The following is a 13,581-nucleotide window of genomic DNA, read 5'->3' as shown; positions in this document are numbered from 1 at the left end:
CCGCGGAGCCCGGCCCCCTGCCCGAAGCGGCAGCATGTACCGTTGATCGCATGCGGTTTGGAGTGCTCGGGTCACTCACGGTGCGGGACGACGAGGGGAAGCCGGTCCGGGTCCCCGAGGCGAAGGTCCGGGCGCTGCTCGCCGATCTGCTGGCGCACGGCGGAGGACCCGTCTCCGTCGACCGCCTCATCGACGACCTGTGGGGCGACGAGCCGCCCGGCAAACCGGCGGGCGCCCTGCAGACCAAGGTCTCCCAGCTGCGCCGGGTCCTCGGACGCGACCGTGTGGTGCGGCAGGGCGCGGGCTACCGGCTGCGGCTGGACCGCGAGACGGACGAGGTGGACGCCGACCGCTTCCGCGCCCTTCTCGCCGAGGCCCGCCCCGAGGCCGACCCCGCCGTCCGTGCGGCAGGGCTCACCCGGGCGCTCGGCCTGTGGCGGGGGCCCGCATACGCCGACTTCGCGGACGCGGCCTTCGCCCGGGGTCCTGCGCAACTCCTCACGGAGCAGCGGCTCTCCGCCGTGGAGGAGCAGGCCGAGGCCCGTCTGGCGGCGGGAGACCACGCGCTGCTGGCCGGAGAGCTGACCGACCTGGTGTGCCGCCACCCCCTCAGGGAGCGGCTGCGCGCCGTCCAGATGAGGGCGCTGTACCTGGCGGGGCGCCAGAGCGAGGCCCTCGCCTCGTACGAGGACCTGCGCTCCCGCCTCGCCGAGGAACTGGGCGTCGACCCCGGGCCCGGACTCGGCGCGCTGCACCGGGCCCTCCTCCGCCAGGACCCGGACCTCGGCCCCTCCCCGGCCGTCGCCGCCGCACCCTTTCCCGGGACCCGGCCGGCCGCCGCCGCGGGCCCCCCGGCCCCCCGGGCCCCGGCCGGGGGGCCCGGTACGGCACCCGCCCCCGCCGAGGCGGCCCGCGGGACGGCGTCACCGGGCACGGCGGGGCCCGTGGCGGGCCTCCATGCGAACCTGCCCGTCCCCCTCACCCCGCTCATCGGCCGCGAGGAGGCGCTGGCACAGCTCTCACGGCTCCTGGCCGAGGCACGCCTGGTCACCCTCACCGGCCCCGGCGGTGTCGGCAAGACGCGCCTCGCCGTGACCGCCGGCGCCGCCCGTGCGACGGGCACGCCATCGGCCGAACTGTGCGACGGCATCTGGTGCGTGGAGTTCTCCGGCGTCCGCGCCGGCGCCACCGCCGCCGACCTCGCCCAGGTCGTCACCGCCGCGCTCGGCATCCAGGACGACGCCCCCTCCGCCCTGCCCGGCGCCGCCGGCGCCTGGGGCGGCTCCTCTCCCGCGCACCGCCTCGCCGCCGCCCTGCGCGACCGGCGGGTCATGCTCGTCCTGGACAACTGCGAGCACGTCGTCGACGCCGCCGCCGAACTGGCCGAGCTGCTGCTGCGCACGGCCCAGGGGCTGCGGGTCCTCGCGACCAGTCAGGAACCGCTCGGGCTCGCGGGCGAGGTCGTGTTCATGGTCGAGCCGCTCGGCACCACCGACGCCGTGAGGCTGTTCACCGAGAGGGCCGTCGCCTCCGCCCCGGGGTTCCCGATGGACCTGGAGGGCTCCGACCCGTCCGACCGGGAGGCCGTCGCCGAGATCTGCCGCCGCCTCGACGGCATCCCCCTCGCCCTCGAACTCGCCGCGACGCGGGTACGCGCCCTCGGGGTCCGGGAACTGGCCGCACGCCTCGGCGACCGCTTCCGGGTCCTGACCTCCCGGCACCGCGGCGTCCCCGCCCGCCAGCAGACCCTGCGGGCCGTGATCGACTGGAGCTGGGAGCTGCTCAGCGCACCGGAGCGCATCGTGCTGCGCCGCCTGGCCGTGCACCGCGACGGCTGCGACATGGACGCCGCCGAGGCGACGTGCGCGGGCGACGGCGTGGCCGCCGACGAGGTGCTCGACCTGGTCACGCGGCTGGTCGACCGGTCCCTGGTGGTCGCCGTGGACGGGCCCGCCGGCCCCCGCTACCGGCTCCTGGAGTCCGTCGCCGCGTACGCCACGGAGCGCCTGCACGAGATGGAGGACCACGGCGCCGTACGCGACCGCCATCTGCGCCACTACCTCGCGCTCGCCGAGCGGGCGGGGCCGCGGCTGCGCGGCGGCGACCAGCGGGCCTGGCTCGCCCGGCTGGACGCCGAGAGCGGCAACCTCCGGGCCGCGCTCGACGAGGGGATCCGCCGGGCCGCCGAAGGCCGGTCCGCCCAGGCGGAACGGCTGGCCGCCGAGCTGTCCTGGTGGTGGCTGCTGCGCGGCCGCCTCACGGAGGCACGGCGCAGCCTGGCGGCCGTACTGGCGGTCACCGAGGACCCCGACCCGGAACTGGTCCTGCTCCACACGGCGTTCGCCCTCCTCACCGGCGACCGCGCCGAGGCGGACCCGGCCGCGGCGGCCCGCGCCGTGCCCGACCCCGTCCGCGGCGCCCGCGCCCTGTGGCTGTGCGCCTACGGCATGTTCAGCGCGGGAGAGGCCGATGCGAGCGACGCGCTGAACACCGACGCCCTCGCCCGCTTCGGCGCGGCCGGCGAGCCGTGGGGCACCGCTGCCGCCCTGGGCCTGCGGGCGATGCTGGCACTCGTGCGCGGGGACCTCGCCGGGACCGGCCGCAACGGCCTGCGGAGCGCCGCGCTCTTCCGCGAACTCGGCGACAGCTGGGGCGAGTTGCAGACCGTCTCGGCGCTCGCCGCGCTCGCCGAGATCCGCGGCGACTACGAGGGCGCCACCCGGCGGCAGCACGCGGGGCTGCGCATGGCCCGGGAGCTGGGCCTGGAGGCCGAGGTGTCGGCCAGGCTGTCCGGGCTCGGCCGGCTCGCGCTGCTCGGACACGACTGGGACCGGGCCCGCGACCTGCACGAGCAGGCCCGCCGCATCGCCAGCGAGCAGGGCTACGCCTACGGCGAGATCCACTCGGAGATGGGCCTCGCGCTCGGCGCGCGCCGGTCCGGGGACCTCGACGCGGCCGAAGCCCACCTGGGGCGCATCCGGGAGGGCTACGCCGGGGTGTCCTCGGAGACGGGCGACCACCTGCTCCTCGCCGAACTCGGCTTCATCGCCGAACTGCGGGGCGATGCGGAGCTGTCCGTCCGCCACCACCTCCGCGGCCTGGACGTGGCACGCTCCCTGGCGGAGCCGCGCGCGCTGGCGCTCTCCCTGGAGGGCCTCGCGGGCGCGGCGGCCCTGCACGGGCGCGCGGAGACCGCCCGCTGCGCCGGGCTGCTGCTGGGGGCGGCGGACGCGGCACGCCGGAGCGTGGGGGCGCCGCTCCCCCCGGCCGAGCGCGGCGACACCGACCGCATCGCGGCGGCGGCGGAGGCGACTCTGGGCGGGCCCGCCTTCACCCGGGCGTTCGAGCAGGGGGCAGGGCTGTCCGCCGAGGCGGCACTGCGCCTGGCCCGCACGGCACTCGACCGCACCGCGGACCGGACGGGCTGAGGCGCCGTCCGGCTTCCCGCGGGCGGCGCCGGGAGGACCCGGACCGTCAGAGCCCGGGCCGCCTCAGGGACGTCTCGGGGCGGACGGGCACAGCCTGAGGTCGCTCTCGGCCATGGGGATGACCGTCCGCACGATCGCGAGGGTGCGCTCCATCAGATCGGCACGGTCGTTGAGCACCCACGAGAGGTGCTGCGCACCGAAGAAGGCGGACACCAGGACACCGGCGAGCGTCGCCGGGGGCACGAGATCCCCCGGGCCCGCCTGCTCCCTGCTCGACAACCAGCCGGTGATCAGGTCCGTGTAGGCCTGGTAGGGGACGGGGAGCTGGGCGCTGATCAACTGACGCTCCACCTGCAGGCGCGCCCCGGCCTGGAGCACGGTCTCCTCCCGGAAGGCCGACGCCGTCCGGATGAGGAGTTCGGCGACCGCGCTCACCGGCGGGAGCCGCAACTCCTCCACGGACTCCGCGACGGCCGACAGACGGCGGTGGAACATGTCGACCACCGCCACCGCGAGGGCGTCCTTGTTCTCGTAGTGGAAGTAGACCGCGCCCTTGGTCATTCCCGAGGCCCGGGCCACGTCCAGGATGGTGACCGCGGGATAGCCCTTGGCCGCGAACGCCTGCGCCGCGGCCGCGAGCACCCGCTCGCGGGTGCGGACCGCCCGTTCCTGCTTCAGCTCCTTGGCAGGGGGCGGGGGAGGCGTCTCGAAGAACTCGCCGGCGCTGTCCGTCATCGTCAACTTCTGCATCTTCTGTTGAAACCTGCTCGAAGGTATATTCGGCTTCGGGGTGGAGTGCCGCACGGCGCCGCCCCGCTCCCGGGCGGAGAGGCCGTGCGCGGCACACGAGGGGCCGCGACCGGCCCCTCCGCCGTCCCGGTGCGGCGGGAACACGCGCCTTCCTGCGGCAGACGGCGCCCCCTCCGCTCGTTCACCGGTCGGCCCCCGGCGGAGGCCGCCCTCACGGACGCCCGGGCACTCTGGGACGGCCGCCGCATCCCGGTGGGAGCCGGTGGCGGCGGGGCCACGGGTACCACCGCCCCGGCGCGGAGAGCCGGAGGCGCCCGCAGTCCGCGGGAGGCGTGCACGAAGGGGGTGGTTGCACAGGGGCCGCGCACGCGCCGAGGCGTACGACCACCCTGCCGGCCACCTGCCCCGGACGGTGTCGCCGCAGGACGCCCGGCGCATCCCGCCGGCCCGTCACCGGGTCGCCCCGTGCTCCAGGCCCGGGCGCGCCCTCACGGCCGCGGCCGTCGCCGACCGGGCCTGCACGGAGCGGCAGTCGTGCCGCCCGCCGACGTAACCACACATGCCCCGCCTCCCCCGGTCTCGGGCATGGCCGGTGGCCCGATGACTACCGTCGAGAAGGAACCGTACTGGAGGATGGCGAGAAACCGAAGGCTCTGGCGTGAATCCGCCCTGAGAGCAGGGGCGTCCAGCGCGAGCCCGCGGCCCTGCGCCGACGGCGAGAGGATCCGTGTCCGAAAGCGCCGCGCCCGTACGGCCGCTTCCGCCGGTCGCCGTCCCCCGGGGGGCGTGCCGCCCGGTCCGCACGGCTCCGCCGTCCTCACGGGGCGCGGCGCACGGCACCGAGCGGCGCTCCCCCCGGCCTGCAGCTCGCCGAACAAGAGCGGACGGGAGCGGACGGGAGCTACCGGCAGGGGTCCCCGGCGCCCGGGTGCTGATCGGGCGCCGGCCCGTACGAGGCCTGGCAGCACGGGGCCTCCTGCGCGAGGGGCGCCTCCGCGGAGGGGGCGGCGGACGCCGCCAGGGCAGCCTGCTGCGAGAGCAACTGCCAGAGCCGGCAGACCTGTTCGGCACCGTCCCGGGGCCCGCAGGGCGGCACGGTGTAGTAGGCGCCGAAGACCGACGACAGGACCAGGGAGCTGATCAGCTCCGGAGAGTGCCCCGTGACCAGCTCCTCCCGCGCCTGGGAGTCGGAGATGAGCCGGGTCAGCGTGGCCGACAGGTCCGTCACCACCTCCGGGAGCCCGCCCCGGGTGGCGGCCTCCTCCTGGACGAGCCGGAGTCCGGCGCGGAACCGCGCGTCCGTGTTCATCAGGCGGGCGAAGCCGACCGTGATGCGGCACAGGTTCGTCAGCGGGGGGTCGGCGTCGTCGACCTCCTGCAGCAACTCGCGCCAGACCCGGTCGAACACCGAGGTGAAGGTGGCCGCGAGGGCGTCCTTGGACGGGAAGTGGGCGTACAGCGCGCCCTTGGTCATCCCGACGGTCGCCGCTATGCGCTGCAGGTTCGCCCCGGCGTAGCCGTGCCGCGCGAACTCGTCGGCCGATGCGTCCAGGAACCGCTCATGAGTCCTCGCAGCTCTCTCTTGCTTCGGCATGGCGTCCCTCCGTGGTTTCCCCGTGACAGAAAATAACAGTCCCTCGGGAATCTTTTCCCGATGTCGGCCCACTTGCAGACTCCCAGAGGCGGACGCACCCGCGGACCCGGCACGACGAGGAACCGGCCCCGGACCGGTCGGGCCGGCCGGCGGGGTCGCGATCCCGACGACCGCGCCCCGGATCGCCCCCCCTCGCGGCGTCGGTCTCGACGTTGCCGGTACGGGTCCGGTAGCCGCCCGCGGAGGGGACTGTGGGAAGCCGGTCGTCGGGCAGTATCCGGGCGAGCGCCTCGCGGGCAGCACCACGGCGCCCGTCTCACCGCCAGAACGCTGCCGCCTACGAGTCGGCGGGTGCCGCGTCGTCCACACGGTCGACAACGGAGAACCGGTGGTCCGGGCTGTTCACGTCGGTCATCGCCCCACCGTCCACGACACCTGGCCCTGCGTCAGGATCCTGTGCGGTCGGTCGGCATCCGCCGGGTGCAGTGGCATCGGTTTCCGGGCCGACCTCACCGGATTGTCGGTGGCAGCTGCTTCCATGACGCCATGAGCACTGCGCACGACACCGCCGCCCTCCTGCCCGACCCCGCCGAGCTCCGTGCCCATCTGCGCGCACTGGCCGTCCTGGACGCAGCGATCGGCGACGATCCGCGGTTCCGCCAATACACCTTCAACGCCGCATGGGGCCCGGGCGTGGAGGCGGCCCTGATGGACAACGGCTCGGGGGACGACTTCTCCGTGCTCTTCACTCCGGCCGGCGTGCTCATACGCGGGTTCGACCACGAGTCGGAGATGAGTCCGTACGGGACGGACGACGAGGAGGTCTGGCCCGGAGTCATCGACGACGTGCCTGCCGCGCTTCGCCCGCTCCTGGACGAGCCCGCCTTCCGCGACGAGGGCATCGACGCCCCCCGGGTCACTGCCTGCCTGTGGCGCGAGACCCACGATCCCGCATGGCGCACCGGCTCGGGCATCACCTTTCCCGTCGGCAGCGAGGACCCGGACGGCTCCGGCTTCCTCTTCCACCTCCTCACGGACCGCTCCCCCGAGGCCGTCCAGGCCCACTTCAAGGACTACTACGAGCGCCCCGTCCCCCTCGGCCCCATCCGCCACGTCCTCGCCGGACGCCCGCTCACCCCCGCGGTCGCCGCAGCTCTCAACCCCGCCGCGCGCCCGGAGGCCGCTTCCCACCCGCCCCGCGACGGCGAACTCGACCCTTCCGGCACCGACCGGATCGAGTCGACCACCCTGCCAGACGGCCTCCCGGTGGGGCCCGTCGGCGACCGCAGCACGGGCGGCACCCACTAGTCCCGCGACCCGGCCGTCCCCGACGCCCCTCGCCTCCGACCACCTCGACGGCCACCCTGACCACCCCGCCGTCCAGGACCGCCTCCGCGCCGCACCGCGACTTCCCTCCCGGCCACCAGCCGGGGGGAAAGTCCCGGACGTCTGCCCGCGACCGCGATCCCGTGCTGTGCAATCCGGTCGGCCAGGCCGAGGCGCCTCCACCGCGCCGCAGTCAGCGACAGGAGAAGCCGCTCTGCCCGACTGGATGCGCCCGCCGCGCGCGGAAGGCTGGTTCGCGGAGGAGTCGACCCCTTCTGACCTGCATGTTCGCCAGGTCAGCGACGTGGTGCTGTTTCGTCCGCTCAGACGTTGAAGCGGAACGTCTACTGCAGAGCTCCCATCTGCGAAGATGCGGCTGTCTCGGACGTCATCCCAGCACGGTCCCAGCACGGGGGCTCCATCCCAGTTGCTCCAGCACGTCGAGGCCCTGGCCGACGCCGACGGAGTCTCGACTCGGACCTCAGCATCAACTCCGCCCAGGTGCGTGCCGCACCAACACGCCGCCGCAGCACCCGAAGAAGGCGCCACCCGCACCGCCTGCCGCCCGACAGGAAGGACCAGAAGGCCGGACGCCAGCGCCGGGCCTCGCCGGGCGGCCGCCCCCGGGCTTCGGCTCCACGCGATGCGAGAAGCGCAACACCGTCGAGCGGGCGATCAGCAAGCTGATGCAGCTGCGGCAGTCGCCACCCGCCGTGGCGACAAGCGCAGGTCTCCTCCCTCGGCGCCGCCACCGCTGACGCAGCCCACACCTGGCTTCGATCGCGATCGCAGCAAGAACTTGGCAGCTGCGCCACCCTCACCGAAAAGGCCAAGGCAGGACCATTCCCAAGGGTTACGCTGAATATCTTGGTTCACGGGACGACGAGGGGCGGGACCTCCGTGCGGACGCTGCATGTTCACCACGTCAAGGATTCACTCAGCCAGGACTTCACCGGCCTGATCGACTTGAGCGATCTGACGGGCAGCCAGCGCGCCCAATCCGACACGATCTTCCTGAGCAGGGCATTGGCAGCTCGCGCCGTACAGCGCTTCACGGGCTGCACCCTCGACGAGGCCGGCGCCGCCGTGACCGACGGGTTCCACGACAACGGGATCGATGCTCTGGCCATCGATGAGGAAAACCGCCGGATCGTCATCGTTCAGTCAAAATTAGACAGTTCAGGAAACTCTGGGCTCTCCCAGGCCGACGCCCTCAAGATCCGGAACGGCTGCAGCGACCTGTTCAACATGAAGTTCGACCGCTTCTCCCCCACGCTCCAAGCGCGTCGCACAGAAATCACCGCAGCTTTGAGTGATGCCGCGGTCACCTTCATCGTGGTTGTCGCCACTACGGGCCGAAGCACCCTGCCAGCGGAGGCCCAGTATGTGTTCGCCGACTTCCTGGCGGAAGCCAACGAAAACGATCCAGTGGTCACCCTGGAAGTACTTGGCCTACGAGAATTCCACTCCATGGTGGTCGAAGGAACAGCAGGACCACGGATCGAGTTGACCGTACCCATCGAGCAGTGGGGCAAGGTCGACCTTCCCTATAAGGCGTACTACGGACTTGTTCAGGCGACAGAAATCGCCTCATGGTTCGAACAGCACGGCGATCGACTCTTCTCGCAGAACCTGCGCAAGTCGCTCGGCAATACCGAGGTAAACGAGGGCTTGACCCACACGCTCCTCACCCAGGGCGAGAACTTCTGGTATTTCAACAACGGAATCACCGCACTCTGCGAGTCCATCAAGAAGGCACCTCGCGGTGGCTCCACCCACGCGTACGGGGACTTCACGATCGAGGGTGTGAGCGTGGTAAATGGGGCACAGACCGTGGCGAGCATCCACCGGGCCGCAAAGAAGGAGGAGAAATCTCTCGAAGAGGCCCGCGTTTGGGTTCGATTCATCTCGCTCGAGGGATGTCCACCCGATTTTGCCACGGATGTGACCCGGGCGACGAACACGCAGAACAGTGTTGAGAATCGCGACTTCGTCGCACTTGATCAACAGCAGGAACGCATTCGTCGGGACATGCTTCTGTCACTGCACAAGCAGTACTCCGTCAAGCGCGGAGAAAACGTGCCCGCAGAGAGTGACGGGTGCACAGTCGAAGACGCAATCGTCGCCCTTGCCTGCGCCCACAACAATCCGTACTACACAGTCCTGGCGAAGAGCGCGGTTGGCCGGCTGTCCGAAAACACCGAACGAGCACCGTACACAAACCTGTTCAACAACGGAACCAGCGCGCATCGAGTGTGGCGTTGCGTTCAAGTGATGCGTGCGGTCGAGGCAGACTTGACCGATCGCCGGAGGAATCTCGTCGACAGGGAGTTCGCGGTGGCCGCGCACGGGAACCGGCTCGTGCTGCAGCTGGTCTTCAACCAACTCAGACTGGACAAGGTCGACGATGCGAACTACGACTGGGGCAAGGAGACCAAGCGGGTGCACAAGGTGACCGGCATCGCTCTCGAGCACCTGACCGAGGCCATCGAGAACACCTACTCGAACAACTATCTCGCGCCGCTCTTCAAGAACACCACAAAGTGCCGCGACCTGGTCACCCAGGTCGAGGCCAAGTTTGGTTCCGGCTGACCGGCGGTACCCGGCGGATTGACTCTCCGCCGGGTACCCCAGCACACTCAAGGTTCCACGCCCGACCGCAGCAAGCCACGGGCGACATAACTCCCTGACTGTGGCCCTGGCAGCGCCTTCCGTCGCCGGCCTGCGCCGCGCACGGGCTGCGTCCCATAAGAAAACGTCCCGGACGTCAGTAGTGATAACGAGCCGCGAGAATGACGATTTCCTTGTCCGTGACCAGGTAGACGAGGCGGTGCTCATCGTCGATCCGCCTCGACCATGCCCCGGGCAAGTGGTACTTCAGCGGCTCGGGCTTGCCGATCCCCGTGAAGGGGTCACGCTTGACGTCCTCGATGAGCTTGTTGATCCGAGCGAGCATCTTCCGGTCGTTCTTGAGCCAGGACGTGTAGTCCTCCCAGCCCTGATCCTCGAAGACGAGCCTCACGCGGCACCCTCACGTGCCGCATCCGGCGAGTCGGGGTCGATCAGATCCCTCTCCGACACGTTGACGTTCGCCAGGGCGTTCTCGTACGCCTTGAGCAGGCGACGGGCATTCGCCGGGGAGCGCAGCAGGTACGAGCCCTCACGCAACGCGGCATAGTCCTCGGCCGAAACAAGTACGGCATTGCCGTGCTTGGAGACGATCTCGATCGCCTCGTGGTTCTCGTTGACCTTCTTGATCAGCGGAAAGAGTTCCTTGCGGGCTTCACTCGCAGTTATGGACATGACCTGACCTCTCCCCTCAAGTGGTACCCGATAACGTACCACTCTCGGCCCATATCAGGCGGGTCATACGGCTGACGGGCAGCCAGATTTCCCAGCACCATCCCAGCACGGGCAAACACCAAGGGGCCGACTCCGGAGGAGTCGACCCCTTCTGACCTACATGTTTGCCACGTCAGCGACGTGGTGTTATCTCATCCGCTCAGACGTTGAAGCGGAACTCCACCACGTCCCCGTCCTGCATCACGTACTCCTTGCCCTCCATGCGGGCCTTGCCCTGGGCGCGGGCGTCGGCGACGGAGCCGGTGGCGACGAGGTCCTCGAAGGAGATGACCTCGGCCTTGATGAAGCCCTTCTGGAAGTCGGTGTGGATCACACCGGCGGCCTCGGGGGCCGTGGCGCCCTTCTTGATCGTCCAGGCGCGGGACTCCTTGGGGCCGGCCGTCAGGTAGGTCTGCAGGCCGAGGGTGGCGAAGCCGACGCGGGCGAGGGTGGTCAGACCGGGCTCCTCGGCGCCGACGGACTGAAGAAGCTCCATGGCGTCCTCCTCGTCCAGCTCGGCGAGGTCCGCCTCCAGCTTGGCGTTGAGGAAGATCGCCTCGGCCGGGGCGACCAGGGCGCGCTGCTCGGCCTTGAACGCCTCGTCGGTCAGCTCGTCCTCGTCGACGTTGAAGACGTAGAGGAAGGGCTTGGTGGTCAGCAGGTGGAGGTCGTGCAGGAGCTCGGCCTTCTCGGAGCCCTGGACGATGCCCTGGGAGAACAGGGTGTCGCCGCGCTCCAGGATCTCCTTCGCGGCCTCGACGGCGGCGACCTTCGGGGCGACGTCCTTCTTGATCCGCGCCTCCTTCGCCAGGCGCGGGAGCACCTTCTCGATGGTCTGGAGGTCGGCGAGGATCAGCTCGGTGTTGATCGTCTCGATGTCGTCCCCGGGCGAGACCTTGCCGTCGACGTGCACGACGTTCTCGTCCTCGAAGGCGCGGATGACCTGGCAGATGGCGTCGGACTCGCGGATGTTCGCCAGGAACTTGTTGCCCAGGCCCTCGCCCTCGCTCGCGCCCCGGACGATGCCCGCGATGTCGACGAAGTCGACCGTGGCCGGGAGCATCCGCTGCGAGGAGAAGATCTCCGCCAGCTTGGCGAGGCGGGCGTCGGGGACGCCGACCACGCCGACGTTCGGCTCGATGGTGGCGAACGGGTAGTTGGCCGCCAGCACGTCGTTCTTGGTCAGGGCGTTGAACAGGGTCGACTTGCCGACATTCGGCAGACCGACGATTCCGATCGTGAGCGACACGTTGGCGACTTCCTGAGTGGAGGGTGGTCGGGGACCGCGGGCCCCTCGGGGACCGCGGCGGGTGGGCCGATCCACCAGTTTACGGGCGGCCCGGGGCGGGCATCGACGCCCGCCCTCGGTCGAACGCACGGCCAAGGTCGGCCAAAGGGCGTGTCTGGTACCTGTGCGGCGGCATCGGGAGACCTACGTTGTGGGGGTGGAGCAGCACAGGACACGCCGCCCGGAGGCCCGCCGGGGCCCGCAGCGCACGCAGGGCCCCTCGAAGGGACCGGCCGCCGCCCGGGGCGGACCGCGCCTCGACGGTGTGACCGTCCGCCCCCTGCCGGACCGGCGGCCCGGCGGCACCCGGCCGGCCCCGCCGCTGGTCGCCGCGGTGCGCCGGCTGCCCTCGCCCCGGCTGACCGGGCTGGGGGCCGGGTTGTTCGCGAGCGCCGTGATGCTGGTGGTGGGCTTCCTCGACCTGCTGCTGCTGGACGGCTCCGCCGTGGTCTACGGGGTGCTGTTCCTGCCGGTGAGCGCGCTGACCGCGCTGTGGGTACGGGAGGCGGACCTGGTGATGGCGCCGGTCATCGTCCCGATCGCGTTCACCGTCGGGATCGTGCCGATCTCGGGCGGCGAGGGCGGCTTCGGCGGCCAGACCATGGCGGTGGTGACGTCCCTCGCCGTGTACGCGGGCTGGCTGTACGGGGGGACGCTGGTGGCCGGGCTGATCACCTGTGTGCGCAAGGCGCGGGTGATGACCCGGCGCCGGCGCCGGGTCCGCCCCGGGAGCCCGGACGGGCCCGCGGGCGACGGCAGCGCGGCGGGGGCCGGCGCCCGCCGCCACTGAGGGCGGCGCGCTCCGGCCCCGGCGGGCGGCCGCCTTCCGTCAGCGGCCGGCGGCGGCCATGCCCGCGCCGACGATGCCCGCGTTGTTCTGCAGCTGCGCCGGGACGATCTCCGCGCGCACGCCCTCGATCAGCGGGACGAACTTCTCGGCCTTGCGGCTGACGCCGCCGCCGAGGACGAAGAGCTCCGGCGAGAAGAGCATCTCCACATGGGCCAGGTACTTGCCGAGCCTGCGCGCCCAGTGCGCCCAGCTCAGGTCGTGGTCCTCCTTGGCCTTGCTGGAGGCGCGCTTCTCGGCGTCGTGGCCGTGGAGTTCGAGGTGGCCGAGCTCGGTGTTGGGCACGAGGTGGCCGCCGGTGAAGACGGCGCTGCCGATGCCGGTGCCGAGGGTCAGCAGGATGACGGTGCCCTCGCGGCCCTTGCCCGCGCCGAAGGCCATCTCGGCGATGCCCGCCGCGTCGGCGTCGTTGAGGATCGTGACGGGCAGGCCGCCGAGCCGGTCGCCGAGCAGCCGGGCCGCGTCGCGGCCGACCCAGCCCTTGTCGACGTTGGCCGCGGTGCGCGTGATGCCGCCGGTGACGACGCCGGGGAAGGTGATGCCGACCGGGCCGGCCCAGCCGAAGTGGCCGACCACCTCGGCGACGCCGTCCGCGACCGACTCCGGCGTCGCCGGGTGCGGCGTGAGGACCTTGTGGCGCTCCTCGGCCAGGGCGCCCCGTTGCAGATCCACGGGAGCGCCCTTGATCCCGGATCCGCCGATGTCCACTCCGAAGACGTTCATGGACCCAACGTTACGGGCTGGGGCTGACGGTGACCGCCGGGACGGCGCAGCCTCCGCGGGTGCGTCGGCCGGAGGTGATCGCCGTGCCCGTGGAGGAGCCGGCGCGGCAGCCTCCGCGGGTGCGCCGGCCGGACGGGGGACCGCGAAAGCGCGGCGGGGCGCGGGGCCCCGGGGGCCCCCCCCCCCCCCCCCCGGGGGGGGGGCCCCCCCCCGGGGGGGGGGGGCCCCCCCGGAGCACCACCCCCGCCCCGCGGCCCCGCCCCAACACTACGTCCCGGCACCG

10 protein-coding genes are annotated in these 13,581 nt (G+C 72.0%); 4 read left to right on the top strand and 6 right to left on the bottom strand.

The features are described from left to right. The first annotated feature begins 50 nt into the window (after window positions 1-50). Entirely contained in the window at window positions 51-3,428 is a 3,378-nt protein-coding gene (locus ACGF15_RS26615; RefSeq protein ID WP_392802573.1) for a BTAD domain-containing putative transcriptional regulator, read from the top strand. A 63-nt stretch (window positions 3,429-3,491) separates the two neighbouring features. Here the strand turns inward: ACGF15_RS26615 and ACGF15_RS26610 are convergent, their stop codons facing one another. Beyond that, window positions 3,492-4,163, bottom strand: coding sequence for a ScbR family autoregulator-binding transcription factor (locus ACGF15_RS26610; protein WP_345612666.1), 672 nt, complete (start codon window positions 4,161-4,163; stop codon window positions 3,492-3,494). A 916-nt stretch (window positions 4,164-5,079) separates the two neighbouring features. Then, window positions 5,080-5,772: a TetR family transcriptional regulator gene (locus ACGF15_RS26605; RefSeq protein ID WP_392802569.1), complete on the bottom strand. Its 693-nt coding sequence runs from the start codon at window positions 5,770-5,772 to the stop codon at window positions 5,080-5,082. A 546-nt stretch (window positions 5,773-6,318) separates the two neighbouring features. On the opposite strand from ACGF15_RS26605, the gene ACGF15_RS26600 reads away from it, so the two are divergent. After that, window positions 6,319-7,080 (top strand): hypothetical protein, encoded by a 762-nt coding sequence (locus tag ACGF15_RS26600; RefSeq protein WP_392802566.1) that lies wholly within the window; start codon window positions 6,319-6,321, stop codon window positions 7,078-7,080. A 918-nt stretch (window positions 7,081-7,998) separates the two neighbouring features. Further along, window positions 7,999-9,690 carry an AIPR family protein gene (locus ACGF15_RS26595; RefSeq protein WP_392802563.1) on the top strand — a complete coding sequence of 564 codons (1,692 nt, stop codon included), beginning with the start codon at window positions 7,999-8,001 and terminating at the stop codon, window positions 9,688-9,690. Window positions 9,691-9,865: 175 nt separating this feature from the next. Here ACGF15_RS26595 and ACGF15_RS26590 read toward each other — a convergent pair whose 3' ends face one another. The 3 genes from ACGF15_RS26590 to ychF form a co-directional block, all read right to left on the bottom strand. Beyond that, window positions 9,866-10,120, bottom strand: coding sequence for a Txe/YoeB family addiction module toxin (locus ACGF15_RS26590; RefSeq protein ID WP_009321768.1), 255 nt, complete (start codon window positions 10,118-10,120; stop codon window positions 9,866-9,868). Beyond that, window positions 10,117-10,401 (bottom strand): type II toxin-antitoxin system prevent-host-death family antitoxin, encoded by a 285-nt coding sequence (locus ACGF15_RS26585; protein ID WP_345612656.1) that lies wholly within the window; start codon window positions 10,399-10,401, stop codon window positions 10,117-10,119. Before ACGF15_RS26585 ends, ACGF15_RS26590 begins: the two co-directional genes overlap by 4 nt. A gap of 199 nt (window positions 10,402-10,600) precedes the next feature. Next, complete coding sequence (gene ychF / locus ACGF15_RS26580; RefSeq protein ID WP_360644891.1) at window positions 10,601-11,689, bottom strand: redox-regulated ATPase YchF; 1,089 nt, start codon at window positions 11,687-11,689, stop codon at window positions 10,601-10,603. A 196-nt stretch (window positions 11,690-11,885) separates the two neighbouring features. Here ychF and ACGF15_RS26575 point away from each other — a divergent pair, with 196 nt between their 5' ends. Next, the gene (locus ACGF15_RS26575; protein ID WP_392802558.1) at window positions 11,886-12,518 is read left to right on the top strand and encodes a DUF6542 domain-containing protein; all 633 of its coding nucleotides are present in this window, start codon (window positions 11,886-11,888) and stop codon (window positions 12,516-12,518) included. 39 nt (window positions 12,519-12,557) lie between these two features. Here ACGF15_RS26575 and ppgK read toward each other — a convergent pair whose 3' ends face one another. Further along, window positions 12,558-13,298 carry a polyphosphate--glucose phosphotransferase gene (gene ppgK, locus ACGF15_RS26570; protein ID WP_345612652.1) on the bottom strand — a complete coding sequence of 247 codons (741 nt, stop codon included), beginning with the start codon at window positions 13,296-13,298 and terminating at the stop codon, window positions 12,558-12,560. Window positions 13,299-13,581 lie beyond the last annotated feature (283 nt).

The sequence above is a fragment of the Streptomyces sp. NPDC048001 genome (assembly GCF_043203115.1).
Taxonomy (GTDB): domain Bacteria; phylum Actinomycetota; class Actinomycetes; order Streptomycetales; family Streptomycetaceae; genus Streptomyces; species Streptomyces sanyensis.
The sequence above is the reverse complement of the archived record's forward strand: the minus strand, read 5'-3'. Positions and strand labels throughout refer to the sequence as shown.